This window comes from Lacrimispora sphenoides JCM 1415, from assembly GCF_900105615.1.
Lineage (GTDB): Bacteria > Bacillota > Clostridia > Lachnospirales > Lachnospiraceae > Lacrimispora > Lacrimispora sphenoides.
The window spans coordinates 2,387,767-2,412,972 of record NZ_LT630003.1; the positions used below are offsets into that span (position 1 = coordinate 2,387,767).

Consider the following 25,206-nt stretch of genomic DNA (forward strand, 5'->3'; position numbering starts at 1 on the left):
ATGATGGAGCCACTATTAATTCTCCTTCATGATGAGTACAAACAATTCAGCAATCGTTGGATCATACTTTTGTCCGGAACCATTTATAATGGCTTGCAGCGCATTTTCTTTTCCCCCTTCCCGGTTATTTTCCCGGTTTAAGATTCTCTCATACCCTTCTGCAACAGATAAAATACGGGAAATAAGCGGGATCTCCTCGCCCTTTAAACCCTTGGGATACCCGGAACCATCCCAGCATTCATGATGTCCGTACACACCGTTGGCAAGGTCCAGAGTTTCCTGGGACAGATTCAGGATGCGGTATCCGATGGCCGGATGCTGTCTCATCATCTCATGCTCTGCTTCCGTCAGTTGTTCATGAGTCTTTTCAAGAATCGACTCACTCAGGGTGATCTTACCGATATCGTGGAGGTATGCTCCGTCCCGCAGTTTCTTAATTTCTGTTTCAGGAAGCTCCATGGCCATGCCGATCCTTTCGCACAGCTTGCTGACTTCTTCTGAGTGTTTTTTCTCCCATGGGCTTTTCACATGAAGAGAGGTGATAATGCCGTTAATTGCATGAATTCCAAAGTTTATGGAAGAAATGCTCTTCTCCTTATACATCTCGTTCTCTGCTGTCTCCAGGATCCGTTCAATCTTCTGCCAGTGCTTGGCCTTTGTTCCAATTCCAACCGCAACACTGCATGACACCATATTTACCTTTTCCACTGAAACCTGATCTTTTACCCTCGAAGCAATGGACTCCGCCTCTTCCCCGGACGTGCGGGGAAGCAGCATCGTAAATTCATCGCCGCCGATCCGTGCGGCAACATCCCCTTCCCGGCAGTTCTTTTTCAAGACCTGGGCGACCTTAACTATGAATTCATCTCCGGCCGTATGCCCAAAGGTATCATTGATGAGCTTTAAGCCGTTTAAATCCAGAAAAATCAGGGAAACCGGCTGGTTCTGCTGCGTGTCTGCTTTCTTCATCTCCTGCTCAAAACGCCTCCGGTTTACCAATCCGGTCAGAGGATCATGATAGCTTAAAAAGCGGATCTTTTCCTCCCCCTTCTTTCGCTCGGTAATATCGGCAAAGGTTATGACATACCCAACATGCTTTCCTTCCCTTAATTGGGGCAACGCGCGGTACTCCGCATCAAAGCAGGTACCGTCGGCCCGTCTAAGCACACCGGTTCTTTCCCCTCCATTCTTTTCAGGACTAAGAAAATCCGCAAAAAACTGCATATCGCTTCCCAGCAATTCCTCGGGCTTTGAATATCCCAGAAGGCGTAGACAGCTTTTGTTACAGAATGTGAATCTTCCGTTTAAATCCGTACCTAATATAGCTTCCGCCGCGGTATCCAGTATGAGCTGAAGCTGGGACTGACTCTCCCTTAATATCTCATTTGCCTTATTTAACTCCTTGGTCCGCAATTCAACAATACATTCCAGATGCTTGACCATATCAAGCAGATTATCTGCCAGGCGGTTAAATACATTGGATATTCTTCCTATTTCATCATTCCTTACGATCCCCACTCTTTGCTCTAAATTCCCTGCAGAAATGTTCTCCGCAATGGTCAGTAAGCCATTGATAGGCTTATAAAGCCTTCGGATGATCAAGAAGAAAATACAAATGGAAAGAGCGCCGGCAATAACAGCCAGTTCCGCCGAAACCCCGATATTCCGGTTCAGTTCTGCAGCAAAAAAACTTCCCGGAATCACAGAAATAATGACCCAGTCAAGACCTGCTTTCCGGTATTCCTTTACGTTCGAATACCAGTCCGTTTCTCCCTCCATCCATGAGAATTCAGTCTTCTGGGATTTACGATACTTCTCGTAACTGCTCTTCCAGGCCGGAAGGGAAAGGTCATCGATCGTATTTCTTTTCAGTGATCCGTCACCAGCTGCGGTATAATTATCCTCCCCCATGGAATTTGCAATTAAATACCGGGAGTCTTTCTCTATAACAGACACGTAGCCCTTGAAACTGGTTCCCTCGTTTTTCAGATAATTCCCAATATCGGAAAGAAGCATATGGGTCCCTAAAATACCCTTAAGCGTTCCTTCCTCATCATATACGGGACATGAAACAGACACTGCCAGGTCATTGACGATGAAATCTCTGTATACTTGCGAAAAAACAGGCCTCTTCTCTTTTTCAGCCGCCTGATACCATTCCTGCAGCCTGGGATCAAAGGTACCTGCGTTTCGTATCAACGCCCCCGCTGTCATATCCTCATTTATATCACAGCGCCAGCTTTCTCCGCCAGTTTCATCATTACTTTTTATGAGTTCAAGTTCCCCCTTATTATTTTTGAGGGCCCCATAATATTCTCCATCAACCGATGCATATGTAAAACTATAAATCTCTTTTTCACAAGATTCTAAAATGCCAATAAAAAAAGAGTTACGACTCTTTTCGTTTAAAAAATCAATGGTTTTATTTTCAATCAACTTTTTCCCTAGTTCATTTGCCGTAACTGGAACCCTGAAAAATGAATTCATCTTTTCAATCACATCCTGATTCATCTTTTCAGAAATCCCGGCAGTCTCTCTGGTTATGGAAGATTGCCAATTGTTTAAAACAAGTTTTTCAATAGTCACCAGGGACAAAAGGAACAGACAGATAAATGTGACGATTGTCACATTTTGGATTGACATGCTTTTTCGTGGTCTTCGTAATCTCATCTTCCTGATCGCTTCGGTTAAACGTACCCTTTCCTGCATGGCTCATTCCTTTATTACTTGCCGGCTGGCCCCGCATAAAATAAGTATAACTATTTCTATTGTAAAGTTCAACCTGAAAATATTTGCACGAAAACTAAGCCAAAACCCTTATAATTCATTGAAAGTGATAGGAAAAGCTCGTAAAGCAAAAACATTTTTTTGTTTATTCGTTAATAAACCATCAGCTCCGTCATATGATACTGGTAGAACAATAAAGGAGATATCCTATGATTACTGAACAGCAATATGTAATTCTATCACTAGAGCTAAATATGTTTTTTGGACGCATCATGAAAGAACATTCCTTATTCTTAGAGGCCGGCTTTACTCCTGCCAATCCTGACTTTTCCAAAGTTGCAGATCAATATAAGCAGCAGTTTGAGACTATTTTACATAATGCTGTAGTATTGGGGAATGGCATTATCAGCCCACTTGTAGCGTCCTCCGGTGAAATCGTCACGGATTACACCCTTGGCAGCGAACAAAAAACACAATACTTCACCGGCATAGCCATCAATCAGGAGATCACGAGGCTGGAAGAAGCACTTTATGGTGGAGCCAATCCCTTGATTACCCCTGCATTGATACAGCAGGTAAGTCAGCTAAATGCCCTCGTCAGACCTATGCTGGAAGGACTTATCGGTTTCAAAACAGGATTATTAAATGATGTATTGTCCTGTCGTATGTTCACGGCAAACTACCCGCTGCTTATTGATCATATCTTACGTGAAGCCAAATTGTATCATAGCCATTTAATCGCGCTGGAAAACCGGCAGAATCCAGAGGAAAACCTAAAAGAAACCGAGCTGTTCTGGGATCAGATCATGATGGAACATGCATTGTTTATCCGAGGTCTGCTTGATCCAACTGAATGCGACCTCATAAATACAGCAAATGATTTTGCTGGGGAATATAATAATTTAATGCAAGCGGCAATGGCGGCTACTGATATGACCATTGACAGCGTAACGGATACAACCTTGCAAAAAACTCAAATGTACCGGGATTTCAAAGAAGCGGGTACAAAAGGAATCAATGAATGCAAAATACGCAGTATTATTTTGCCTTTGTTGGCGGATCATGTGCTGCGTGAATCAAACCATTATATCCGGTTGCTTCGACAATTATCTTAATATTCTTTTTAAACAGGTTTTACTCTATACTTCTAGCATCGAGGGCGCGGTCAGCGGCCATTCTTGCATATTTTGCTTAGAGGCAGTGCTATGCGCTGCCTCTAAATTATTATCGAGTATATTCCATTAATAATTAGAATTCACCATTTTTAAAGGGGAGCCTTTCAGAATACATTCTAAAGGGAATTTGATGGGGTCATTTAGGAAAACATCTAAAGGTTATAAGATTATTATCAGGATCTAAGAAGCTCATATTTTTTGCCCCCCACGGTCTTAGGGTTGGAGGAGTAACAATTTCAATGCCAAATTTTTTTAATCTCTTAAATTCGGCATCTACATCATCTACCGTAAATGCAATACTAATGTTGTGAGCATTGGTCTTTCTCTCTACCCCATCATTGTAAACAGTCAGTGTTGTTTCCTCTGATAAGATAAATTGATGAATATTATCATTACTGCCGTTATCGATATTAAATAACATCTTATAAAAGTTTGATAATCGGATAACATCATTTGTAAATAAGCATACTTCTCCCACTTTCATTTATGCTCTCCCACTATATTATGTAAATGATATTTATAAGTAGAATATTATTGGTGATCTGTATGACTGTAATTACTGCAATTATTTATATGTAATGGTTTATATGCAACGCCATCCATTTGACATAAACAATTTTCATTGACAAACTCAGTTGTTGTTGTCATCCTTGCGGGCGATCCATTTTTAAAATATTCTTTAAAAATATCAGCGGCTAATCGAAAATCTTTAATATCTCTGAGATAAAGATTTATCTGTACCACATCATCCAGAGTAGCATCAATAGAAGCAAGCGTATTCTCCATGCTTTCAAACGTCTTTCGCATTTGGTGGATAATATCTTCTTTATCATGCCCGCCTCCATGGTGAGCCAGGAAAATGTAATCCCCAGCTATAACACATGACGAACAGGTATCATCCCCACAATGGGTTGGCATTCTTCTGATCATTTTAAAATCTCCTTCCCCAATACAGAACTAGTGTTCTTCTATTATAACATATCAGCTATCTATATTCAATTGTTAATGAGCAATCATTTTTTAATTTCAGTTTTTTTGCATAAAAAAACTACTAACTAATATTTCATAGTTAATAGTTAATTATAAAGAAACATAAAAACTTATTTATTGCAGAAATTTACTTTGCTTCATCAATCTTTTTAATGGTATCTTCAAGAACAGCTTGTCTTAAAGATTTTAAGTAATCGGAGAACGCAACCTTATCATCTGCGTAGGTTAAGTTGAGTTCAAATTCTTTTGGAATCCAAGTAGATAAGTCGGACATATTATGCTGAATCAATGCTTCAAGGCCATCAATGGCTTTATAAATTTGAGCTTCAACTGTTTTACGCTCCGCCATTTCCTCATAAAGTTCCCGCATTTCTACTTCATATTCCTTCGGTAAGGAACGAACCCAGTTATATAGCAGATTTTTTTCGGTCTGCTCATGGGCCTGGTTCTTTTCAAAAGTAGGTATATCTCCAGTAAAGCATTCTCCTAAGTCGTGAATAATGCACATTCTGATAACCTTATCCATGTCAGCTTCAGGAAACTCATCCCTCATAAAAAAAGCCATCAAAGTCATCATCCAACTATGTTCCGCAACACTCTCGTGTCTGCCATTGGAAGTATAGCAATGGCGAGTTGTATCTTTCAGCTTTTCAGCGACCAATAATGCATCCAATAATTTTCTTGCTTCCATATTCATTCCTCCCTATAAATAATCATTTTGTAAATAAGGATACACCAATCGCTACTAACTATCAATACAAATTATCAACTCAACCTACTATCATTTTTAAATAACCTGCTATATGCTAAAGTAAAAAGTTTGGAGGTTTCCTATGATTTCTTATTTTTTACTATTTGCACCGCTACTTGAAATATTTAAGTATGTTGTATATGTCATGGTTTTCCTATGCTGCATCAAGTATTTAAAAAAATGATATCATTCCTTTCTCCTGCCTCGGCACTGCCTGTTGGACGTTAGATAGGAATTTTAAATTAATTAAGGAATGTGTTTTATATACATTAATCATATTACTTATTAAGTTAATATTTTTTATAAATTAAGTTAATATACTGTAATTCGTTAAAGTGGTATAATGTATTTAGCTCTTTATTAGAGTGTCCCCAACCTGCGTGGCACTCCTTTTTATTCTGTTTTTCTGGTCCTTTATCTTTAATCAATATATACTTCAAATCTCCGTTTTCTGGATTTAAATCAATAAAAAACTACTAGCTTAATGCTGATAGCTAGTAGTCTTCTATACAAGTTTTAAAATAAACCTTTTTATTTCATTTTCTTTTCCATAATAAACTGTCGTTCTAATTTGTTAAAAGGTTCTTCAATGCGAATAATATTAAATCCACATTTATTAACATAAAAATGATGATTACTCATGGAATACCCGATTGTTTCTGTATGCCAAATTTTTGTTTCAGGGTACATATTTTCTATACATTTCCACAAATACGTTCCTATTCCTCTACTTTGCAGCTCTGGTTTTAAAAATAAGCAGCCTAATTTATTTATCTGTTTTTCAGTTATCCAAAGGATTACACCTCCGATACACTCATCTGATCTAAGTATCTTAAATGAAGTACTGGCGTTATGCAAAGCCCACTTATTCAAAAATTCACCATTATCATATCCCGGAGGACCATTCTTCACACCATTCCCTAAATTAACCGCTGAATCTTGATTAAATGATTCTCTCATAATACTTGTCAACTCAACAATATCTTTGTCCGTTATGGCATCGAAACTAATATCTTCCATTCCCTCTCCCCCTATACCTTTTCGTTCTTTTTGAATATAACATAATTTATACTAGCTATCAATATTAAGTTTTCAATGTTCCATAATACGTTAAATATCAGTTTAACTGATTTATGGCAACAAAAAACCAACTACCTGGTTGATAGTTGGTAATCTATTTTATCTATAAAACAAATTCTAGAACAAATTAACGAAATTAAGAATTAACAATACAATCTGCGGCATGAATAAGCTAACTATAGATGCTACTATTGCCAGCAATATAAAACGCCTTCCCCTACTCTTTATTTTCTCAGCGGCAATTTCCACGGTCTCTCCCACCCCAAGCTTGCTCTTGTCAATCCTCTTTGAAGCACCAAATACATCCCACAGTCCTGAAATCTACATCAGCAAAGCTCCAATCTGTAGCATTCCTCTTTCCCCCTTAGCATGAATTATATGATTTATCATACCGCATTTGCTATCAACTATCAATATTCAATTATCAAAGAACAATAGATCTTTTAAATCCTAATTCGTTCAAAATCATATTTATATCTTCTCATTTACATCTATTAACCGCATATCATAAATCCCACTAGATATTCTTTCCTATGAATATATATCAAAGACATATCATTTACATATAAATATATCATGCTAATACCTCTTAAAATTTCAGATTAACTTATTAAAAATTTTATACTTTTATTACCCTCACTTTATATTACTTTGTTATCATACTTGTAATATCGGAGGTTTACAAATGAAAACCAAATTAACTAATTTAATAGCTAAGGGACACGTGGGCTACGGTACAGGTCCGGGCATTATCGAGCACTTTGAATATGAGTGCCCATGCGGAAAAGGCAAAATCTTAGAAGAACACAATTTCATCCCTGGTTTTGAAGAACATGTTGTTAATATTCATTGTAATGATTGTTGCAATAAATATGAACTTAACACTGACCTTGGTATCCGCAGTTGGAATTTAAGTAAAAAAGATTATACTTTAAGTTAATTTCTTATTCCATGGCCGAAGCCAGAGCTTCGGTCACTCTCAGTTCACCTGATTCATGACAATAAAAAACCAAATTTCAGTTTTCATGTTTTAAATTATTGCATTAAAAAACTACCAGTTAAAATACTGATAGTTAGTAGTCTTCTTTATATATTTGATTTTGCCGGCTTCGTATTATACTCATAACGGTGAGTTATGAATATTTGTGTAATAAATCTTTAGGAATATGGCAATAGTCATTAGGACATCTATCTAATCTATCTTGATGTTCCTCAGCACTTTTAACGTAATTCATTAGTGGAAGAACTTCCACTACAATTTTGTTCCTATCTGCTCTTTCTGTTATATAATTCTTGGCATCTTCCAAATGTTGAGGCACTTTACTATATACGCCTGTGCGGTATTTTTTTCCAACATCATTACCTTGTTTATTCACACTGTAAGGATCTATAATCTCAAAAAAATAATCCATTAGTTGTGAAACAGTTACAATTTCAGGGTCAAATTCTGTTTTTACGCATTCAGCATAACCATCATACTCGCCTTCGAGAGTATTTGAATAACCATTTGCTCGTCCTGCTTGAGTATTAATAACACCTTTTAGTGTTTTGATAAATGCTTGTACACCCCATAGACAGCCACCTGCAAGATATATTGTTTCAACCATAGTATTCACCTGTTTTTATTCGTCAAATATAAAAACCTTCATGAGTAGAATACCACCATACTTACTAACTATCAATATTAATTTTCCAATTTGCGGTAATACTTTAAAAAAAGCACTACAATTAAAAACTGATATTCCCGCACTTTTCTTAGCTCTAAAGAGTTCTGAAACGCCCAATATTGCTAAAATTTTTGCAGGATTAACTGTCCTTTATGCTTTATCTCCGATAGATCTTATTCCAGATTTTATTCCTGTATTGGGATATGTTGATGATGTCATTCTACTTCCTGCTTTAATTTCACTTACAATTAAGTTCATACCAAAAGAAACCTTTGAAAAATGTAGAATTGAAGCCCAAAATATTTCACAAAAAAACCTCGCCAGGAAATGGTATTATGCTGTTCCTGTACTTACCATTTGGTTGCTAATTTTATGGTTAATAATTAAGGCCATTTTTATATGATTTTATATATTTCAAAATAAAAAGACTACTAAAATTATATGTAGGAATACCGTGGTATATTCTTTCTTCGGCACCCTTAAAAGTATCAAACGCAGTAAAACGTATCTCCACGTTGTACTTCCGGTTCAAATTTCAAAATATAAAAATCAATATCAGACATAAACTTTCTCACCATATTTAATCTTTAAACCATAGGTGACGATAACCTGTTTTACTGTTTGATGACATTCTTCTTCTCAAAATAGTTTTCTACAATTTCTCCATACTATCTACACATAATAATATTATCCTTTATGTATGCCAGTTAAATGCAAATATATAAAGAAAGAGGTAGTTAATATGAGGAAGAAACTAATTTCACTCGTGTCAGTAATAGTATTGGCACTGTCTATGGCAACAGCGGCATTGGCAGCTCCTGCAAATACACAGTACAAAACAGGGGCTTCCACCTATGGTGCTGCTTGCGGTGGTTTAGGATATGACCTGATGAGAGATGCCAACGGAAACTTTTTAAGTCAAGAAGATTTTGAGGCCAATCTCGACAAGGTGATCGCAGACGGCGATATTGCTTCTGCTGACAGGGGATATTATGTAGAAATGTTCGATTACTGTGTGGCAAACGGCGGCAGCTTTGGAGGAAGAGGCCTCGGCGGTCGTGGTTGCGGTCGATAACCCCTGACAAACAAACGAGAAATTAAAAAGCACTCCTTGTAGGCAAAGCTTGCAGGGAGTTTTTTTATCCCCCAAAATAACAGTTTAATGGTTCGTACAAGGTTGCATTCCTTCTTTGGTGCCGTGTGGCAGTATTTTCAATTATTTTGACATATCTTTTTACTTTTCTCATATAATTTATTTGTAGGCTTACGCCAGAACTGATTATAGACGAAAGGAGACGTTCCATGAAAAAGGCTAATCATTTTTCTGACTTATCTCTTCCTGATCAGGATATTCTGATCGATCACATTATTTTTAACTATAAGATGATTCCAAGCATTAACTATCAGCAGACTGCTTATGGTCTGAAAGCGCGCTTCAACCACTTAACAGAGGCTGATATGGGGCACCAAATCACTTCACAATGCTTCATGGAAGCCATGGTCAAAGCAGGTTACAAAGCGATTCCAGCTAAAAAGGACGTTATACCTAATTGGTATTTTAATGTTGGTAGGGTTTAATTTATAACCCATTGACTCATCTCATTTTGCACTCCATAACTTTTGGAGTGCTTTTTACGTAAAAAGCAATGACACCTTTCAATCTGAGTTTCTTCAAATTTCAATTTTCCGGAGTAACTCATTCCTTTTTGTATACAAAAAACTAACAGCTTTATACTGATAGTTAGTAGTTCAGGAATACTATTACTTTGCTTATTTTGAATACATGCTTGAGGAGGATACTCCCCCGTCAACAGGAAAAGCACCTCCTGTTATATACCCGGCATCATCGCTTATAAGAAAAGCCACCATATTTGCGATATCTTCCGGTTCTCCAATCCGCTTTAGTGGTATACGGTCGGAACAGCGGTCGGCTGTTTCCTTATCTGAAAAGCTCTTCTGCAAAAGAGGGGTGTTAATCGGCCCGGGCAAAACGCAATTGACCCGTATCCCAAGCTCGGCATATTGCTGCGCAAGGCACTTTGTCAGCATGACAAGTCCTGCTTTTGTTGTGCAATAAAGTGGTGAGGTTAGTTCCGGGACAAGCCCCAGGCAGGACGCAATTATAACAATTGAGCCTTTTGAAGCCTTTATTTTTTCAAATGCATTACGCGTCACAAGATAAGTACCTTTAATGTTAATATCCACCATTGTGTTTATCTCTTCATTTGTAGTGTCTTCCAGATATTTTTCAAAATAAACACCTGCATTATTTACAATAATATCCAACCGGAGGATATGAGACAGCGCTGATTTAATCTGTCCGTCATCACTAATATCAACACGGTAAAACTCAAAATTTTCCGGCGGAGTTTGTAAATCAAAAACAATAACATGCACTCCCAAATTCTGAAGCTTTTTTGAAATGGCAAGTCCCATTCCAGAACTTCCACCTGTGACAACCGCAACCTTTTTACCTTCCATAAGTATCTCCTATTCATCAAGAACTCCATTTTTCTTTATTTTATAATACAGGAGATTATACCAACTATCAATATAGAGTTTCCAATGTACAATACTTAATTATACATCAGTTTCATTGAATATAAAAAAGGACAAAAAAGACTACTAACCAAAATCAAGGTTAGTAGTCTTTTAATTTTTAAATTGGAATTTATATGACCAGACAATGGTAAAGGTAAAGGATTTTGAAAAGCTACGACGAACTATATTTTACTATAAATTAATTCTGCAAATTGTCCGTATTTTTTTACTTCCTTCAAGCAAAATCGCTTTAACCCTTCTTTCTGTGAGAATATTGGTATTCCCCTCCCCAATAACACAGGAGCGATCTGTATTATCATGTTATCAACCATATGATTATCTAACAGAGGGGCTAATATTGTGTTACCTCCGATGATCCAAATATTTTTATCCCTCTCTATTTCTTTCACGAATTCAACAACATCACAATTTATAGGAATAAATTCCTTGGCCGATAAGCTTTCAGCATGTGTAAAAACATAATTTTGGGTAGTGGGATAAAGACCGCCGATATTTTCTATGTTTTCAATTTCATTAAATGTTCTTTTACCCATTATAGTAATATCCATGTTTTTATAGAAGCTTTCATAACCAGTTTCTTCTATCGTGCCAGTTTCATAAAGCCAATCCAGGTTATGGTTTTTGTCAGCAAGATAACCATCCATAGTAATGCAGCCGTAAAAAAATACACTCATTTTTTAACCCTCCTTTGATTATTCCTGTTTAATCTTTAATTATATCTCCTGCAATTAAGCCTTCTACCGCTCCTTAAAAAAATAACCTACCTACCCGCCTGTAACGCCGACAATACCACCGGCAATTCCTTCTCCATAATTAACAGCTAATATTTTCTTTGTATAATCATTTTATTGGCTTCACATTATGCTCATCATGCGTCACTTACATGTACAATAAATTAAAATATTCATCACAGCCAAACAGCCCAATCTCCGAAATCAAAGGTACCGCCACCATGATGAAGGTTATCATCGACTTTCAACTGGAGGAAAGCGTCTCGCATACGGCTCAGAATCTCCGGTTGTATATCCAGACTATGATGAGCCGGAAATACTTTTTTCACGGGCAGTGCTGCTATCTTTTCAAGCGATGCAAGATATGCCTGAGGATCGGTGGAGGGGTAATACGCAATGCTATCAATGTACGTTAATACATAAAATACTAAACACCTGATTTTTCGCAATAACCAACTACCGAATATTGATAGTTGGTTAAAATACGATTATATTTTCATTAATTGACAAGCAAAGATTTTATAAAAAACAGTTCCGTGGGCTGTTCCATTTTCGGCATATCAAGAATCAAACAGCCACAATCCTTATACCCCAACTTTCTATAAAAATGTTGAGCCTGTTCATCAGAATTTGTTGATGTCATTACTGCGATGTAGCCTAATAACTTCATTTCATTTTCCCATGCAATCATCGCCTGTTTACCGTTACCTTTAGCACGGTATTCTGGACTAAAAAATATCATATTCAAAAACGGTATATTATCCCAAAATAAATTATATCTTAATACTCCGACACGCTTTCCATCATATTCTATAATGTAGCATTGTTTTTGTAGGATTTTTCTTTCAAGCTCTCCCTTACTTAAGTGTTTATCAAGCGAAAGCCAAAAATTTAAATCACTTATATTGGCGTAATGCATGTTAATCATGAAAAGATTCCTCCTAAATACCATATAATAATCCTTATATTATCCAACTACCATATTCGATTGTCAATGTTCTTTTACATTCTAATTCGTACTGCTTTACCAGACCTAATTTAGACTGTGAGTACAATTCTTCCATATTACAAATGATACCATCGACTAGAGTGAATGATCGCTTTACTCGTTAAATAATCTTATTAATTTATTTAACTTCCTATTTTTCTGGTTATTTAATAAATAATACGGACGCCATCCGGCTGCCTGCCATTCGTTTGAATTCCTCCCTTTCAAGTTGGATAATCATACTTGATTCCAAGAAACAGTAACACTGCGCTTATGGTGAAGCTGCCCATTACCGGCTGCCTCCACCGCCTCCTCCGGAGAAACCTCCACCGCCGGCCGAACTTACGCCTCCGCCGATGCCGTCCGTGTTATTGGTTGGCGTCGCAGCACTCGAAATGTGATTCGTCATGATCACAAGGTATCTCATGTTGTAGGCGTTGCAGCCGTACATACCTGCGAAGGTATCAAAATATGCGGGGTCAAGGGCTTTCATGCTTTCGAGGACATTCTCTCCAATGTCAAACAAGGTCGCAAACACAAGATAATCCCCCCAAAGTTCTCCCGGTACTGACCTGTCTTCCCTTTGTATGCGCATTTCTATCAGGTATTTCCTGAACCCCAGCAGTTTGACAGCCTGATTAAAACCCGATACAGTAAACCGGATAGTACCCTTTGTGTCCGTTGCCGCCGCGCCTGAACGGATTAATGCTTTTTCGCCTTCACTCTTCACTTCTGCCGCCCATGCAGTGAGTTTCTCATAAAGCGCTCCGGCCCGCTCTTCGATGCCCGAGGTGCAAAGGATACCGTCACGGTCAGTGTCGTCGGTTAAGATTTCGTACAGCAACCGCTCCACCCCTTGGTCCGGTGTTTTATCCTGGCTAAACACGATAGCTTCTTCTTGGGTCCTTTTTATAGTTCGCTCGTTTTCCCGCTCTTCTATGCGGATATAACCCGCCTCCTGCCAGCGGATAAGATACGCACCCATAAGCTTTTCACAGGAAATGCCCTTGCGTAGCAGCAGCATAGCGGAATAAACAGCAGGAATGCTGCTGTCAAAAGGAACCGACCAGTTCGTATCTAATTGTTTCTTTCCGGGAAGCCGAGCGGCTGTGCCGTCTACCAGTTTATATCGTGAAGAAAAGAAGGCGATTAAAAGGATTGTCACAACAATAACTGCCCCTATAACAGCAAGGATGATATATAAAGCCGTATCAGAGTTTTTATTTTCTGCGGATTCCTGTAACTTTTCAAAAGACATGTCAGCTGCAGAGGCCAGTGGGAACAAGCTTCTTTCAAAGCGGCAGAGCACATTTACATAGTCTCCTCCTTCTAGAGCTTCTGAAGAAAAAATATTAAGGTTGCCGTCGCTCCCGATCTCAACTTCTCCTGTAAAGCCATACGCCCAGATACGGGCATTGCTTGCCGTCAGACGTGTATCCGCCATCCGGATTTTAATAGAAACTGATTCCGGAGCGCTTGAGAGCTCCGATATAAACTGATGATAGAATCCTGCATAGTCGCCATAATCTTTTACCAATCCCTCTACGGTATATTGGATGGTATATTTATGGTTACCATAGCTGCCAATGCCCCAGCAGAGTTCATATCCTTTGGAAGTTTTCAGGATGCCGCAGGTACCGGACTTTTCCTCTCTGGAGAGCTTTGTGTCCCAGTCGCTCAGCGTTTTGTACTGAGCTCCGGACTCGTCCCATACAGCAAGGGAATGAACGCTCTTCCCATCCATGTTATTCAGAGCCTTGTAATATTCTGTACCGCTGGATACACCGCGAACATCCCAGATCTCCGTTATGACCGCAGTGCCATCACTCTGAAGAGTAACATCCAGATTAATCGACGGTATCGCATCCTCTTTCGCAAATACTGGTAATGCACCCAGGATGAACATTACCGTGAACATCACGAAAAAAGAGAACAATTTTTTTTGTTTTAATTTCATTAGCCTTCTCCTGTCTTGTATATATATCAATAAGTTGTTGAAATTCCCATTATAGAAATAATGCGAACGTTACTCGAGATTCCGATCATATCGGGCTCATTAGTGTAAGGTGTAATTACATCTTCTCTTCCATTTCTACATAAAGACCATTGTGAAATGTTTCAAAAAATCCGGAATGTCGGTACAATGTAATTGCAGGTTCAAGTATAATGCGTGTGTTTAAATGTAGCGTATGGCCGCCGCACAACAATCTTCAAGAGTAGCATATCATCATATTTACTTACTATCAATATTAAATTTTCAATGTATACCATTACGTCAAAAACTAATTTACATAATTATTATATTCTTTATATTAGATTTTACTTTCAATTCTTGGTTGTCATTTTACATTTTTATACCATAATATTTATGGAGGTTAATTAATCATGAAAAGACTATTAATTTTAATTTGGGCTTTTATAGGAGCTATCTTTGTCGGTGTTTATGAATACCGAGAATATTATGAGGACTCACATGAAGTTATAACAAAAACCATAGAAGATCCTTTGCCAAGTCTTTCGATATTTGAAGACTAAATTCAGTCCGGTTGAAAAAATCAATATATTTTCTCAATCAATTACTTAAAAACATACCAACCATAATACCGACTTGGAATATGAACTTCTTCTACTTTTATTAGAAAATCTCGTATATCGTACTAACCGGTATAAATTAACAGACATGTACAAACAGACATATTCTATGGGTATAAAGAATTAATTTCTTTATAATGTTTCCATATATAAGCAAATAATTATAGAAGGGAATTTCCATATGAATAACTATATAGAGTCTAATGATGATCACTGTTCTTGTCGTCGTCGATGTATCTTGACAGGGCCTACTGGGCCTACTGGGCCTAGGGGTTGTCAAGGACCAAAAGGCTGCCCAGGAGCTACTGGACCAACAGGACCTAGAGGTTGTCCAGGGCCTGTTGGTCCTAGGGGTGCAACTGGGCCCACTGGTCCTACCGGCTCTACTGGTCCTACCGGCCCTACTGGTCCTACCGGCCCTACTGGGCCCACCGGACCTATTGGCGCTACTGGGCCCATTGGACTTACCGGACCTACCGGACCTACCGGTCCTATTGGCGCTACTGGGCCCATTGGACTTACCGGCGCTACCGGGCCTACTGGGCCTATTGGCGCTACTGGATCCACCGGGCCTACTGGGCCTATTGGACTTACCGGCGCTACCGGGCCTACTGGACCTATTGGCGCCACTGGACCCACCGGGCCTACTGGACTTATTGGACCTACCGGCGCTACCGGGCCTACTGGACCTATTGGCGCCACTGGACCCACCGGGCCTACTGGGCCTATTGGACTTACTGGCGCTACCGGGCCTACTGGACTTATTGGACCTACCGGCGCTACCGGGCCTACTGGACTTATTGGACCTACCGGCGCTACCGGGCCTACTGGGCCTATTGGACTTACTGGCGCTACCGGGCCTACTGGGCCTATTGGCGCTACTGGACCCACCGGGTCTACTGGGCCTATTGGACTTACTGGTGCTACCGGGCCTACTGGGCCTATTGGCGCCACTGGACCCACCGGGCCTACTGGGCCTATTGGACTTACCGGCGCTACCGGGCCTACTGGACCTATTGGCGCCACTGGACCCACCGGGCCTACTGGGCCTATTGGACTTACCGGCGCTACCGGGCCTACTGGACCTATTGGCGCCACTGGACCCACCGGGCCTACTGGGCCTATTGGACTTACCGGCGCTACCGGGCCTACTGGGCCTATCGGTGTAACAGGTCCCACTGGACCTACCGGCACTACTGGGCCTACCGGGCCTATTGGTGCAACGGGACCCACTGGGCCAACTGGTGATACTGGTCCCACTGGGCCTATCGGGCCTACTGGCCCTATTGGTGCAACGGGACCCACTGGGCCAACTGGTGATACTGGTCCCACTGGGCCTATCGGGCCTACTGGCCCTATTGGTGCAACGGGACCCACTGGACCTACTGGTAATACCGGTCCCACAGGACCTACTGGCCCTATTGGCTTAGCGGGTGATGGAGCAATTATTCCGTTTGCTTCCGGTACACCTGTTACCTTGACCACAGTACTCGGAGGATTGCTTAACACCTCCAGTGCAGTTGGATTCGGAAGTAACCTTCCTGGCATTTCCGCTGCCAGCGGAACAGTCAATCTACTTGGGTTGACGAACTTGGCATTCTCCATGCCCAGAAATGGGATTATTACCTCCTTGGCCGGTTATTTGAGCATAAGCGCTGCGCTCAGCCTGATTGGTTCAACTGTAACAGTAACCGCTCAGTTGTTCCAATCCACTACACCTAACAATACCTTCGTTGCTGTGCCGGGCGCAGTGGTTACGCTGTCGCCTTCCCTCTCGGGAGCAATTTCTATCGGTAGTATCAGCAGCGGTATTGCCACCGGACTGAATATTCCAGTTACCGCAGGAACCAGGTTGCTTTTATTATTCTCCGCAGAAGTCACTGCTGGTCTCGATGTAGCAGCCACCATCGCGGGCTATGCCAGTGCTGGCTTAGGTATATCCTAAGAGGTTTATAAAGCACCCCCTTACAATCATGTATTTATAAAACGATAATGCTGGCTGTTTAGATTGAATCGCAGTATAGGGACGGGGCGTCTGTTCGAAGACGTCCCGTTTTCCTAATACAGTCTTACGAAGTATTTAAGAAAAGAAGCAAGGCATATATCTTGCTTCTAGTTTATGGATTCATATGATATGGATAAGGCGAAATGCCTGGTAATGCTTATTAACGAATGAAAGACAAAACTATTCGTCCTGTTCTTTTTCGTCTAACTGCTTTTGAATTTTTGCCTGTTTTTTCTTGTTCAGATAATTAAGGCAAGACAGTACTATAAAAGTTGAAATGGTTGCGCTGATAAAAGTAACTGCCAACACGGCAATAAAATAACCTATACCATCTTCCTTATATTTTTCTGCATACTGTGTATAGTTCAAAATACCATTAATCGTCGTTACTACAATTCCGGCTACTACACTGTTCACAAAAGGAAGGGTTTTAGCCTGTTTACCTTCGCCGTATATGTCAAGTCCCAAGGTCATATACCGTATTATCATATATAGGGATATACCAAAAAAACATATAACCTCAACAGCATATTGCTCAAATGGTGCGTTTAGGAAAAATTGTTGTACGAGTATTGAACTGAGAAGCACAATCATTAAAATACTGTACGCTTCACTATTTATTTTACGGCGTTGTGCTACAACTCTTTCGTCCTGTATATTTTGTTTATTCATTTCGATTCCTCCCAAAATAAATCATTTAATGTTTTGCCAAGCGCCTTACAAATCGATATACAAAGGTTTAACGTGGGGTTATATTCCCCTGATTCTATCAGCCCGATAGTTTGTCGGGTAACGCCTACGGCTTTTGCTAAGTCCTCTTGTTTCATATCAGCTTCCATTCGGGCGATTTTCATTCTCTTGTTCTTCATGGAATGCCCCCTTTCATAGTCATAGAATACATCATATATTACATAATGTCAAGTATATATTGCATTTTGTTATTTTAAAATTTAGTTAACAATCTTAATTGTTTTGGACAAACAAACGTAGTATACTTGAGTTTAACGATAATAGATGTTAATTTGAAGCGAGGGCGTACATGAAAACTGATTTTGTAAACTTAACAATAGAAAATCTTGTCAATGAGCATTTGTGCTGCATTATCCGCAGTAAAAAGCCTCATCAAGGTATTGACGCAAAGAAACAATGGCTTTCAGGCCGATTAAATGAAGGTCATGTCTTTAGAAAGTTAAATGAAAAGGCTACGGTTTTTATTGAATATGCTCCTCTTGAAACTGCTTGGGTTCCCATAACTGGTGACAACTATTATTATTTGTATTGCTTATGGGTTACTGGTAGTCACAAAGGAAAAGGGTATGGGAAATCGCTGATGGAGTATTGTTTGGCTGATGCCAAGGAAAATGGTAAATCCGGTATTTGTATGCTCGGGGCAAAAAAACAAAAATCTTTTCTTTCTGACCAATCATTTGCGAAGAAGTTTGGATTTGAGGTTGTTGATACGACCGATAATGGCTATGAATTGCTAGCACTTTCTTTTGATGGAACAACGCCAAAATTCGCACAAAATGTTAAAAGCCAAGAAATTGAGAGCAAAGAGCTAACAATCTATTATGATATGCAATGCCCCTATGTCTCTCAAAACATTGAGATGATAAAACAGTATTGTGAAATGAATGATGTACCTGTATCTTTAATTCAAGTGGATACGCTACAAAAAGCAAAGGAATTGCCTTGTGTTTTCAATAACTGGGGAGTGTTTTATAAAGGAAAATTTGAGACAGTGAATTTGTTAGATGTCGCCTACTTAAAGAGAATACTCAAAAAATGAAAATACAATTTCAGCTCTTTCCCGTTGAATATCGGGACTGTATTTCAAACATTATGCCGGATTCTATGTAGAAGACGGTTGGAGGAATACGGATGATTAGAGAAACCGCTCTTGCTTTTGTAGATGCAATAAACTCACATAATGCTGATAAAATAACCACCCTTATGACAGATGACCACACGTTTATTGATGCTTATGGAAACAGTTCCAATAAAGAAGCGATGCAACAATGCTGGCCCGGCTACTTTTCATGGTTCCCCGATTATCTGATTGAAATTAATGATATACTGATATCTGGAGATACCGTAGTATTACTTGGTTATGCTTGTTGCACATATCGGGGAGAAGAAACACCCAATAATGAAAATCATTGGCGCATACCCGCTGCTTGGCACGTATTAGTTTAGTAATCTTTCTATTAATGGTGTTTGAGATTTCCCCGGGTCATTTGCCGGGGGAATTATATCGAGTAAAAGTTGAATTGTATTCAAGTTGAATTTTCCGCAGGCAGATTGCAAAGAGCTTTTAAAAGCGGGCCCGGAATACCGAAACCCGCTCTTACCGTTAACTATCTTTTTCGTTTTTTTTCCGACTGCATACAGCCGTCTTTAAAGTTTTTCCAGTGGGCTTTTTTATTTCTTATTTTTACCAGTCACGTTCATGTTCGCATTCACATTCGCGTTCATGTTCGCATTCACATTCGCGTTCACGTTTGCATTCACATTCGCGTTCACGTTTGCATTCACATTCGCACTTGGGTTTGCATTCACATTCGCACTTGGGTTTGCATTCCCATTTGATTTTGCATTCGCATTCGCATTTAGGCTCGCATTCGCATTTACGTTTCTTTTCGCATTCGCGTTCACGTTTGCATTCACATTCGCGTTTTGGTTCACACTTTTCAAAACTTTTACATCTACATTTAAAAGCATCACTACTCATATACTTTCACTCCTTTCATATCGTACTACACAATATTATATGGGACAAGTAGGCGGGGTGTGAATTTTGAGTATGAGCAGAAAGAGGGGCCCCAATTCGGATCATCGGTGCCCAATTAGTTGGAGTGATTTATTGAAATAAATGCTTTGTACAATATATTATATGCAGCAATTTTAAATAGTAACTTATGAAATCGTCGTCTACTCTGCCAATCCCGGATACTGCAATGCTCCGCTCTGATCCTGAATGGATAACAGATGGGTTATGGTAATTTAATTTAAATAATGGGCGGGCCCGAGTTTTCGGATACCCGCAGCAATTTTTTGATGAAAGTAGAGTTAATGCTGACAAAACTGAAACATACTTTGGGGGACCGGAGATAAAATACAATCTAACGCCTACCTATATTCTATACGCAATTACCCTTATTTTTCAGCAAAGATTCCTGTACTTGTAATATTTTAACAGTATGTATAATATAATAAAAAAAGGCAATCGCCACAGGGTGGTTGGCTAATTAGAAAAACAAAAACCTTCCCAACCGGCCAAAGTACAGGGAAGGCTTTTTGTATTTAGCGACACGTCATTAAGACGAATGTCAGCAGTGCCAGAAAGAACATGCCAAAAGACATTAAGTCCTTAAAGTCAAAATACTTCATGAGCAACACCTCCATTCTATGTAGAATCGAGGCCTACCATCCTATACACGATTGCCAGCAGTTTGTACCTGCCAGTATAATTATATGTTCCAACGTAAGCATATACTATTAATAATATCTTACAAATTCCTTTGGAACCCTATTCGCTTAAACGTCATCATTCTTGTTAATGGTCCATATCTCTTGAGCACTCTTCTACCCCTCTGCTGATTAATCCTTTTGAAGATCCCATGTGTACCTCCAATTGAAAAAGGCCCAGGATAATCCCAGACCATACTTTTCCTTACCATAAGCCGTCTCAGAGACAACACATAATTGTACTATTTTCATATAATAATTATGGAAAACAAAGTTTTCCAAATATTGGAGTACAGGAGTAAATCAATATGGATAATTATAGCCAAGATTGGTTTAATGAATGTTGTGATTGCCATAATAAGCGGCAGACACACGTTCATGAAGTTCAAGGCAGCGTAGAGATAGCAGAACGCGAAGAAGATCCTCATAATCATCGTTTTGCTACGGTTTCTGGTGAAGCAATTCCTGCTGGTAAGAACCACATTCATGAAGTAAAATTTAGAACAGATTTTTATGAAAATCATTTTCATGAATTTCGTGGCAAAACATCGCTTGCAATTCCTGTTGGGGGTGGCAGACATGTTCATTTTCTGGAATCCGTTACAGAAGTGAGCGATGGTCACTTTCATGAATTTAGAGTGGCCACCTTGATTGAAGATCCTATCGGCGGAGAAGCCTAAAATTAATATCCACCACATTTCAAGCTGCTTTAATTTCGTTTGAGATGTGGTGGGTTAAGCTGTTCTAACCAACCAGGGTCCGCCTCCTTTCCCATTATTCAGTTAAATGAGAGCCTTATCATATTTCAGTTGCCACCATGCCGCTGATGCCATGGCTTCTAAGAGTGTGGATATATTCGAAAAGGCGGCCTCCATTTGACAACATCTTAAAAAAGGTTGTCAAACGGTTGTCACCGCCCATCTTGTTCACTAATGAATCCCTCAAAAACTCTTATATTATCTTGGTTTGTAAGGCATTCGTACTATTAATATGTAAATAACTGTACCCAGTACTGAGTTCCGGAGTTATTCTGAGTATTACCTACACCAATATGTGTATAGCTCTTATTCATGATGTTTGCACGATGACCTGCACTGTTCATCCAGGCATTTACAACATCCTGAGGAGTTTTCTGTCCCCATGCGATGTTCTCGCCTGCGCCGCGGTAATTCACGCCCTGCTCTTTTAAAGCAGTTGAAAATGAGCTGCCATTTGGCCGTGTATGGTCAAAATTTGACTGTATCTCATTGGCTCTCACGGTTGCTGCTTTCTCCACATTAGGATCAATGGTAAGAGGAGCCAGTCCTTCTTTTGCTCTTTCAGCATTTACAAGGTCTACTACCTGCTGGGTATAGGACTTATTGGTCGAAGTGCCCGTAGAATCATCTGGAGTAGTACCGGTATTTCCATTATTGCCGGTATTTCCGGTGTTACCGTTGTTACCGGTATTTCCAGTATTGCCATTATTTCCAGTATTTCCGGTATTGCCGGTATTACCGTTGTTACCAGTATTACCAGTGTTACCATTATTACAATTCTTGCCTGAATTACCGTTATTGATGAGTTTAGACCAGTCGACGTTATTTCCATCAACTCCTAATTGCTGCAATCTAGACTTTAAATCATCTAAATTACAGTTCTTGCTCACTGTTACTACATTCCTTCCATTGTTGCATTGGCTGTAAGGTTTTGCCACCGCTGCATTAGCTGTCAATGGTATCATACTCGTTAAAGTAAGTGTAATCATTCCAAGTGCCGTTAGTTTTCTCAATTCAATTGCCTCCTTTGAAATTGTTACATTTGTGTTACGTTTGTATTTCATTTATGTTACAAACATATAATAACACTCTTGTTACCATTTTTCCAGTGGAAATAATTGGGAATTTTTTTGGCAGTCTTTTGCATTTGATTTTATATAATATAATCGTTTGAATAATCGCTGCTGGAAACCAGATCAGCTATGGTTATTCCGTCAAAGTAATCATTAATCAGCTTATTGAAACCCTCCCACATGGGTAGTGTCCGGCAATGACAGGCCCTTGAGCAGTCATTCACCTCTCCTTCCAGGCAGGAAACCGGAGCAAGAGATCCTTCCGTAAGCCTTAATATACTGCCTACGGTATAATCCTCCGGGTTTTTCGCCAGTTTATAACCGCCGCCCTTTCCCCTCAGGGAAATGAGCAGATTGCTTTTACTCAGAACCGAAACAATGGATTCCAAGTATTTTTCCGATATCTCCTGCCTCTTTGCAATATCCATGAGAGGGATATATTCTCCATGATTGTGCTCAGCCAGATCTATCATGAGTCTTACCGCATAGCGGCCTTTTGTTGAAATCTTCATAAGACACAGCCTCCGGATTCATTATTATGTGTCCAAATCATAACCGTCAAGGAAGTGATGTACATTTCCATTTTCCTTGTATGCAATGATGGTATTTAAATTTACATTTTCCACGCTCTTAAATATATTACTTTCAATATACGGGTTTACTTCCTTTAACTGCCTGATTAAATCTTTTATCTCCATTCTCTTTGATCCTGTGCTGCCGTCGGTCCTGCAGGTCGTGCAGGTATCTGTAAACCGGCATGCACATTGAATGAAGTGCAGGTCATTGTAATCTCTCCAACCCTTAATATCATCCTCCCGTATGAGATACATAGGACGGATGAGTTCCATTCCTTCAAAATTCGTACTGTGCAGTTTGGGCATCATGGTCTGTATCTGTGCTCCGTACATCATGCCCATCAGTATTGTTTCAATGACATCATCGTAATGATGTCCCAGGGCGATCTTATTACAGCCCAGTTCCTTTGCCTTGCTGTATAAATAACCCCGCCTCATTCTGGCACACAGATAGCACGGGGATTTCTGCACATCATAAACCGCATCAAAAATCTGGGTTTCAAATACGGTGATGGGTATATTCAAAAGCTTTGCATTGTTTTCGATTACCTGCCGGTTGGTTTCGTTGTAGCCTGGGTCCATGACAAGAAAGACCAGCTCAAAAGGAAACTTATTGTGCCGCCTTAATTCCTGAAACAACTTTGCCATGAGCATGGAATCCTTACCCCCTGAAATACAGACGGCAACCCTGTCATTTTCCTTTACCAGCTCATACTCATTAACGGCCTTGGCAAATCTACTGAACAGTTCCTTATGAAATTTCTTCCGGATGCTCTTTTCTATTTCTTCCAGGCGTTCTTTTCCCGTATCCTCTTTCTCCATGGCCCGAAGCAGCCATTCTCCATAGCCGCCGCGAAGATTATACGCTTCATATCCCTGTTTTGTCAGATAATCTGCAGCCTCTTCACTGATGATCCCTTTTAAGCAATATAATATGATCTTCCTGTCCCTTGGAAGGGAAGGCTCTCCATTTAACAATGCTTCTTTTTCAATATTGATAGCCCCCGGTATAAATCCATGGTTGTATGCCGTCTGATCCCTGACGTCTACAAGCACATATTCCTCCGGGCTCATTTTCTTCATTTGTTCCAATGAAAGATCGTGCTCTTGAGCCATATCGCCGTCAAACATGTGATTACCTCCCCATCTTTCCATTTAGAGACAGATCCTTGATCACTTCTCCGGCTATGATAAGCCCTGCCACAGAAGGAACAAAGGCCACGCTTCCGGGAATATCTCTCCGCTCCGTGCACTTATGTTTGGCTCCCGGCGGGCAGATACAGTTTGTCCTGCAGCTGATGGACATATCCTCCAGGGGCCTTGTTGGCTTTTCTGTGGAAAAAACAACCTTAAGCTTCTTTACGCCCCTTTTCTTAAGCTCTCTGCGCATGACCTTTGCAAGGGGACACATGGTGGTTTTATAAATATCCGCAACCTGAAATTTTGTAGGGTCCAGTTTATTGCCTGCACCCATACAGCTGATGACCGGGACGCCTGCCTCTTTTGCCCGCATGATCAGTTCAAGCTTTGCGGTTACGGTATCAACTGCATCTACTATATAATCATAATTTTTAAAATCAAAATCATCCGCATTTTCCGGCAAGTAGAAGCACTGGTGCATTTCCACTTCGGCATCTGGATTGATTTCCAATATTCTGTCCTTCATTACTTCAACTTTATATTTGCCTACCGTTTTTCTGGTGGCTATGATCTGCCTGTTTAAATTGGTAAGACAAACCTTATCATCATCAACTAGTACAAAGGAACGGATTCCGCTTCTTACCAAGGCTTCTACCACATATCCGCCTACGCCGCCGATACCAAATACAGCAACCTTTGCACTCTTCAATTTTTCCATGGCATCTTCACCCAACAACAACTGGGTTCTTGAAAACTGGTTTAACAATTGATTCTACCTCTTTCTTTAATTTACTATCAATTTAGTAGGAATAAAAAAGCACTTCAATTATTATACTTCTAAATGCTTATTTGGGCAATTGATTTTTACTGCTGATGAAAAACAAAATAGCAAACAATTACTGGACCGCTGATTGCTAAACGGCT

26 protein-coding genes and 1 pseudogene are annotated in these 25,206 nt (G+C 39.8%); 10 read left to right on the forward strand and 17 right to left on the reverse strand.

Annotated features, from left to right (window positions below; genetic code table 11):
* Window positions 1–15: 15 nt before the first annotated feature.
* Window positions 16–2,709 carry a diguanylate cyclase gene (locus tag BMX69_RS10725; protein WP_100042337.1) on the reverse strand — a complete coding sequence of 898 codons (2,694 nt, stop codon included), beginning with the start codon at window positions 2,707–2,709 and terminating at the stop codon, window positions 16–18.
* A 227-nt stretch (window positions 2,710–2,936) separates the two neighbouring features.
* On the opposite strand from BMX69_RS10725, the gene BMX69_RS10730 reads away from it, so the two are divergent.
* Window positions 2,937–3,842, forward strand: coding sequence for a DUF2935 domain-containing protein (locus tag BMX69_RS10730; RefSeq protein ID WP_100042338.1), 906 nt, complete (start codon window positions 2,937–2,939; stop codon window positions 3,840–3,842).
* Between the two features lie 196 nt (window positions 3,843–4,038).
* On the opposite strand, the gene BMX69_RS10735 is transcribed toward BMX69_RS10730, so the two are convergent.
* From BMX69_RS10735 to BMX69_RS10750, 4 genes are all read right to left on the reverse strand, one after another.
* Entirely contained in the window at window positions 4,039–4,386 is a 348-nt protein-coding gene (locus tag BMX69_RS10735) for a VOC family protein (RefSeq protein WP_054789872.1), read from the reverse strand.
* A 47-nt stretch (window positions 4,387–4,433) separates the two neighbouring features.
* Window positions 4,434–4,832 carry a RidA family protein gene (locus BMX69_RS10740; RefSeq protein WP_100042339.1) on the reverse strand — a complete coding sequence of 133 codons (399 nt, stop codon included), beginning with the start codon at window positions 4,830–4,832 and terminating at the stop codon, window positions 4,434–4,436.
* 187 nt (window positions 4,833–5,019) lie between these two features.
* Window positions 5,020–5,583: an HD domain-containing protein gene (locus BMX69_RS10745; RefSeq protein ID WP_100042340.1), complete on the reverse strand. Its 564-nt coding sequence runs from the start codon at window positions 5,581–5,583 to the stop codon at window positions 5,020–5,022.
* 591 nt (window positions 5,584–6,174) lie between these two features.
* The gene (locus BMX69_RS10750) at window positions 6,175–6,663 is read right to left on the reverse strand and encodes a GNAT family N-acetyltransferase (protein WP_054789871.1); all 489 of its coding nucleotides are present in this window, start codon (window positions 6,661–6,663) and stop codon (window positions 6,175–6,177) included.
* 745 nt (window positions 6,664–7,408) lie between these two features.
* Here BMX69_RS10750 and BMX69_RS10755 point away from each other — a divergent pair.
* Window positions 7,409–7,663 carry a hypothetical protein gene (locus BMX69_RS10755; protein ID WP_100042341.1) on the forward strand — a complete coding sequence of 85 codons (255 nt, stop codon included), beginning with the start codon at window positions 7,409–7,411 and terminating at the stop codon, window positions 7,661–7,663.
* Window positions 7,664–7,856: 193 nt separating this feature from the next.
* Here the strand turns inward: BMX69_RS10755 and BMX69_RS10760 are convergent, their stop codons facing one another.
* The gene (locus BMX69_RS10760) at window positions 7,857–8,330 is read right to left on the reverse strand and encodes a peptide-methionine (S)-S-oxide reductase (RefSeq protein ID WP_100042342.1); all 474 of its coding nucleotides are present in this window, start codon (window positions 8,328–8,330) and stop codon (window positions 7,857–7,859) included.
* Between the two features lie 40 nt (window positions 8,331–8,370).
* On the opposite strand from BMX69_RS10760, the gene BMX69_RS10765 reads away from it, so the two are divergent.
* From BMX69_RS10765 to BMX69_RS10775, 3 genes are all read left to right on the forward strand, one after another.
* Complete coding sequence (locus BMX69_RS10765) at window positions 8,371–8,793, forward strand: YkvA family protein (RefSeq protein ID WP_100042343.1); 423 nt, start codon at window positions 8,371–8,373, stop codon at window positions 8,791–8,793.
* A gap of 339 nt (window positions 8,794–9,132) precedes the next feature.
* Complete coding sequence (locus BMX69_RS10770) at window positions 9,133–9,465, forward strand: hypothetical protein (RefSeq protein ID WP_100042344.1); 333 nt, start codon at window positions 9,133–9,135, stop codon at window positions 9,463–9,465.
* Window positions 9,466–9,692: 227 nt separating this feature from the next.
* Window positions 9,693–9,968, forward strand: coding sequence for a hypothetical protein (locus BMX69_RS10775; protein ID WP_054792167.1), 276 nt, complete (start codon window positions 9,693–9,695; stop codon window positions 9,966–9,968).
* A 192-nt stretch (window positions 9,969–10,160) separates the two neighbouring features.
* Here the strand turns inward: BMX69_RS10775 and BMX69_RS10780 are convergent, their stop codons facing one another.
* The 5 genes and pseudogenes from BMX69_RS10780 to BMX69_RS10800 form a co-directional block, all read right to left on the reverse strand.
* Complete coding sequence (locus tag BMX69_RS10780) at window positions 10,161–10,871, reverse strand: SDR family NAD(P)-dependent oxidoreductase (RefSeq protein ID WP_100042345.1); 711 nt, start codon at window positions 10,869–10,871, stop codon at window positions 10,161–10,163.
* Between the two features lie 242 nt (window positions 10,872–11,113).
* Window positions 11,114–11,626, reverse strand: coding sequence for a dihydrofolate reductase family protein (locus BMX69_RS10785; protein WP_100042346.1), 513 nt, complete (start codon window positions 11,624–11,626; stop codon window positions 11,114–11,116).
* Window positions 11,627–11,859: 233 nt separating this feature from the next.
* A pseudogene (locus tag BMX69_RS25110) lies at window positions 11,860–12,087 on the reverse strand (MBL fold metallo-hydrolase); the annotation flags it as partial.
* Window positions 12,088–12,182: 95 nt separating this feature from the next.
* The gene (locus BMX69_RS10795) at window positions 12,183–12,611 is read right to left on the reverse strand and encodes a GNAT family N-acetyltransferase (RefSeq protein ID WP_242941404.1); all 429 of its coding nucleotides are present in this window, start codon (window positions 12,609–12,611) and stop codon (window positions 12,183–12,185) included.
* 349 nt (window positions 12,612–12,960) lie between these two features.
* Window positions 12,961–14,628, reverse strand: coding sequence for a DUF2207 domain-containing protein (locus BMX69_RS10800; protein ID WP_100042347.1), 1,668 nt, complete (start codon window positions 14,626–14,628; stop codon window positions 12,961–12,963).
* A 428-nt stretch (window positions 14,629–15,056) separates the two neighbouring features.
* Here BMX69_RS10800 and BMX69_RS24090 point away from each other — a divergent pair, with 428 nt between their 5' ends.
* Window positions 15,057–15,206, forward strand: coding sequence for a hypothetical protein (locus BMX69_RS24090; protein ID WP_157724405.1), 150 nt, complete (start codon window positions 15,057–15,059; stop codon window positions 15,204–15,206).
* 238 nt (window positions 15,207–15,444) lie between these two features.
* Window positions 15,445–17,208, forward strand: coding sequence for an exosporium glycoprotein BclB-related protein (locus BMX69_RS10805; RefSeq protein WP_100042348.1), 1,764 nt, complete (start codon window positions 15,445–15,447; stop codon window positions 17,206–17,208).
* Window positions 17,209–17,448: 240 nt separating this feature from the next.
* On the opposite strand, the gene BMX69_RS10810 is transcribed toward BMX69_RS10805, so the two are convergent.
* Window positions 17,449–17,940, reverse strand: a complete 492-nt coding sequence (locus tag BMX69_RS10810; protein WP_100042349.1) for a DUF6773 family protein — start codon at window positions 17,938–17,940, stop codon at window positions 17,449–17,451.
* Window positions 17,937–18,137 carry a helix-turn-helix transcriptional regulator gene (locus tag BMX69_RS10815; RefSeq protein ID WP_025233742.1) on the reverse strand — a complete coding sequence of 67 codons (201 nt, stop codon included), beginning with the start codon at window positions 18,135–18,137 and terminating at the stop codon, window positions 17,937–17,939. Before BMX69_RS10815 ends, BMX69_RS10810 begins: the two co-directional genes overlap by 4 nt.
* Before the next feature lie 170 nt (window positions 18,138–18,307).
* On the opposite strand from BMX69_RS10815, the gene BMX69_RS10820 reads away from it, so the two are divergent.
* From BMX69_RS10820 to BMX69_RS10835, 3 genes are all read left to right on the forward strand, one after another.
* Window positions 18,308–19,057, forward strand: a complete 750-nt coding sequence (locus BMX69_RS10820) for a GNAT family N-acetyltransferase (protein ID WP_054791688.1) — start codon at window positions 18,308–18,310, stop codon at window positions 19,055–19,057.
* Window positions 19,058–19,149: 92 nt separating this feature from the next.
* On the forward strand, window positions 19,150–19,464 hold the full coding sequence (locus tag BMX69_RS10825) for a nuclear transport factor 2 family protein (RefSeq protein ID WP_054791689.1): 315 nt from the start codon (window positions 19,150–19,152) through the stop codon (window positions 19,462–19,464).
* Between the two features lie 1,580 nt (window positions 19,465–21,044).
* Window positions 21,045–21,416: a YmaF family protein gene (locus tag BMX69_RS10835; protein WP_054791691.1), complete on the forward strand. Its 372-nt coding sequence runs from the start codon at window positions 21,045–21,047 to the stop codon at window positions 21,414–21,416.
* A 305-nt stretch (window positions 21,417–21,721) separates the two neighbouring features.
* Here BMX69_RS10835 and BMX69_RS24430 read toward each other — a convergent pair whose 3' ends face one another.
* From BMX69_RS24430 to BMX69_RS10855, 4 genes are all read right to left on the reverse strand, one after another.
* Window positions 21,722–22,507, reverse strand: a complete 786-nt coding sequence (locus BMX69_RS24430) for a CAP domain-containing protein (protein ID WP_054791692.1) — start codon at window positions 22,505–22,507, stop codon at window positions 21,722–21,724.
* A gap of 140 nt (window positions 22,508–22,647) precedes the next feature.
* Window positions 22,648–23,079 carry an RrF2 family transcriptional regulator gene (locus BMX69_RS10845; protein ID WP_054791693.1) on the reverse strand — a complete coding sequence of 144 codons (432 nt, stop codon included), beginning with the start codon at window positions 23,077–23,079 and terminating at the stop codon, window positions 22,648–22,650.
* A 24-nt stretch (window positions 23,080–23,103) separates the two neighbouring features.
* Entirely contained in the window at window positions 23,104–24,273 is a 1,170-nt protein-coding gene (locus BMX69_RS10850; RefSeq protein ID WP_174715214.1) for a PP-loop family protein, read from the reverse strand.
* 4 nt (window positions 24,274–24,277) lie between these two features.
* Window positions 24,278–25,048 carry a tRNA threonylcarbamoyladenosine dehydratase gene (locus tag BMX69_RS10855; RefSeq protein WP_054791695.1) on the reverse strand — a complete coding sequence of 257 codons (771 nt, stop codon included), beginning with the start codon at window positions 25,046–25,048 and terminating at the stop codon, window positions 24,278–24,280.
* Window positions 25,049–25,206 lie beyond the last annotated feature (158 nt).

Coding starts and splice junctions, on each gene's coding strand:
- BMX69_RS10725 (WP_100042337.1), bottom strand. CDS start 2,709: ATGCAGGAAAGGGTACGTTTAACCGAAGCGATCAGGAAGATGAGATTA.
- BMX69_RS10730 (WP_100042338.1), top strand. CDS start 2,937: ATGATTACTGAACAGCAATATGTAATTCTATCACTAGAGCTAAATATG.
- BMX69_RS10735 (WP_054789872.1), bottom strand. CDS start 4,386: ATGAAAGTGGGAGAAGTATGCTTATTTACAAATGATGTTATCCGATTA.
- BMX69_RS10740 (WP_100042339.1), bottom strand. CDS start 4,832: ATGATCAGAAGAATGCCAACCCATTGTGGGGATGATACCTGTTCGTCA.
- BMX69_RS10745 (WP_100042340.1), bottom strand. CDS start 5,583: ATGGAAGCAAGAAAATTATTGGATGCATTATTGGTCGCTGAAAAGCTG.
- BMX69_RS10750 (WP_054789871.1), bottom strand. CDS start 6,663: ATGGAAGATATTAGTTTCGATGCCATAACGGACAAAGATATTGTTGAG.
- BMX69_RS10755 (WP_100042341.1), top strand. CDS start 7,409: ATGAAAACCAAATTAACTAATTTAATAGCTAAGGGACACGTGGGCTAC.
- BMX69_RS10760 (WP_100042342.1), bottom strand. CDS start 8,330: ATGGTTGAAACAATATATCTTGCAGGTGGCTGTCTATGGGGTGTACAA.
- BMX69_RS10765 (WP_100042343.1), top strand. CDS start 8,371: ATGAGTAGAATACCACCATACTTACTAACTATCAATATTAATTTTCCA.
- BMX69_RS10770 (WP_100042344.1), top strand. CDS start 9,133: ATGAGGAAGAAACTAATTTCACTCGTGTCAGTAATAGTATTGGCACTG.
- BMX69_RS10775 (WP_054792167.1), top strand. CDS start 9,693: ATGAAAAAGGCTAATCATTTTTCTGACTTATCTCTTCCTGATCAGGAT.
- BMX69_RS10780 (WP_100042345.1), bottom strand. CDS start 10,871: ATGGAAGGTAAAAAGGTTGCGGTTGTCACAGGTGGAAGTTCTGGAATG.
- BMX69_RS10785 (WP_100042346.1), bottom strand. CDS start 11,626: ATGAGTGTATTTTTTTACGGCTGCATTACTATGGATGGTTATCTTGCT.
- BMX69_RS10795 (WP_242941404.1), bottom strand. CDS start 12,611: ATGATTAACATGCATTACGCCAATATAAGTGATTTAAATTTTTGGCTT.
- BMX69_RS10800 (WP_100042347.1), bottom strand. CDS start 14,628: ATGAAATTAAAACAAAAAAAATTGTTCTCTTTTTTCGTGATGTTCACG.
- BMX69_RS24090 (WP_157724405.1), top strand. CDS start 15,057: ATGAAAAGACTATTAATTTTAATTTGGGCTTTTATAGGAGCTATCTTT.
- BMX69_RS10805 (WP_100042348.1), top strand. CDS start 15,445: ATGAATAACTATATAGAGTCTAATGATGATCACTGTTCTTGTCGTCGT.
- BMX69_RS10810 (WP_100042349.1), bottom strand. CDS start 17,940: ATGAATAAACAAAATATACAGGACGAAAGAGTTGTAGCACAACGCCGT.
- BMX69_RS10815 (WP_025233742.1), bottom strand. CDS start 18,137: ATGAAGAACAAGAGAATGAAAATCGCCCGAATGGAAGCTGATATGAAA.
- BMX69_RS10820 (WP_054791688.1), top strand. CDS start 18,308: ATGAAAACTGATTTTGTAAACTTAACAATAGAAAATCTTGTCAATGAG.
- BMX69_RS10825 (WP_054791689.1), top strand. CDS start 19,150: ATGATTAGAGAAACCGCTCTTGCTTTTGTAGATGCAATAAACTCACAT.
- BMX69_RS10835 (WP_054791691.1), top strand. CDS start 21,045: ATGGATAATTATAGCCAAGATTGGTTTAATGAATGTTGTGATTGCCAT.
- BMX69_RS10845 (WP_054791693.1), bottom strand. CDS start 23,079: ATGAAGATTTCAACAAAAGGCCGCTATGCGGTAAGACTCATGATAGAT.
- BMX69_RS10850 (WP_174715214.1), bottom strand. CDS start 24,273: ATGTTTGACGGCGATATGGCTCAAGAGCACGATCTTTCATTGGAACAA.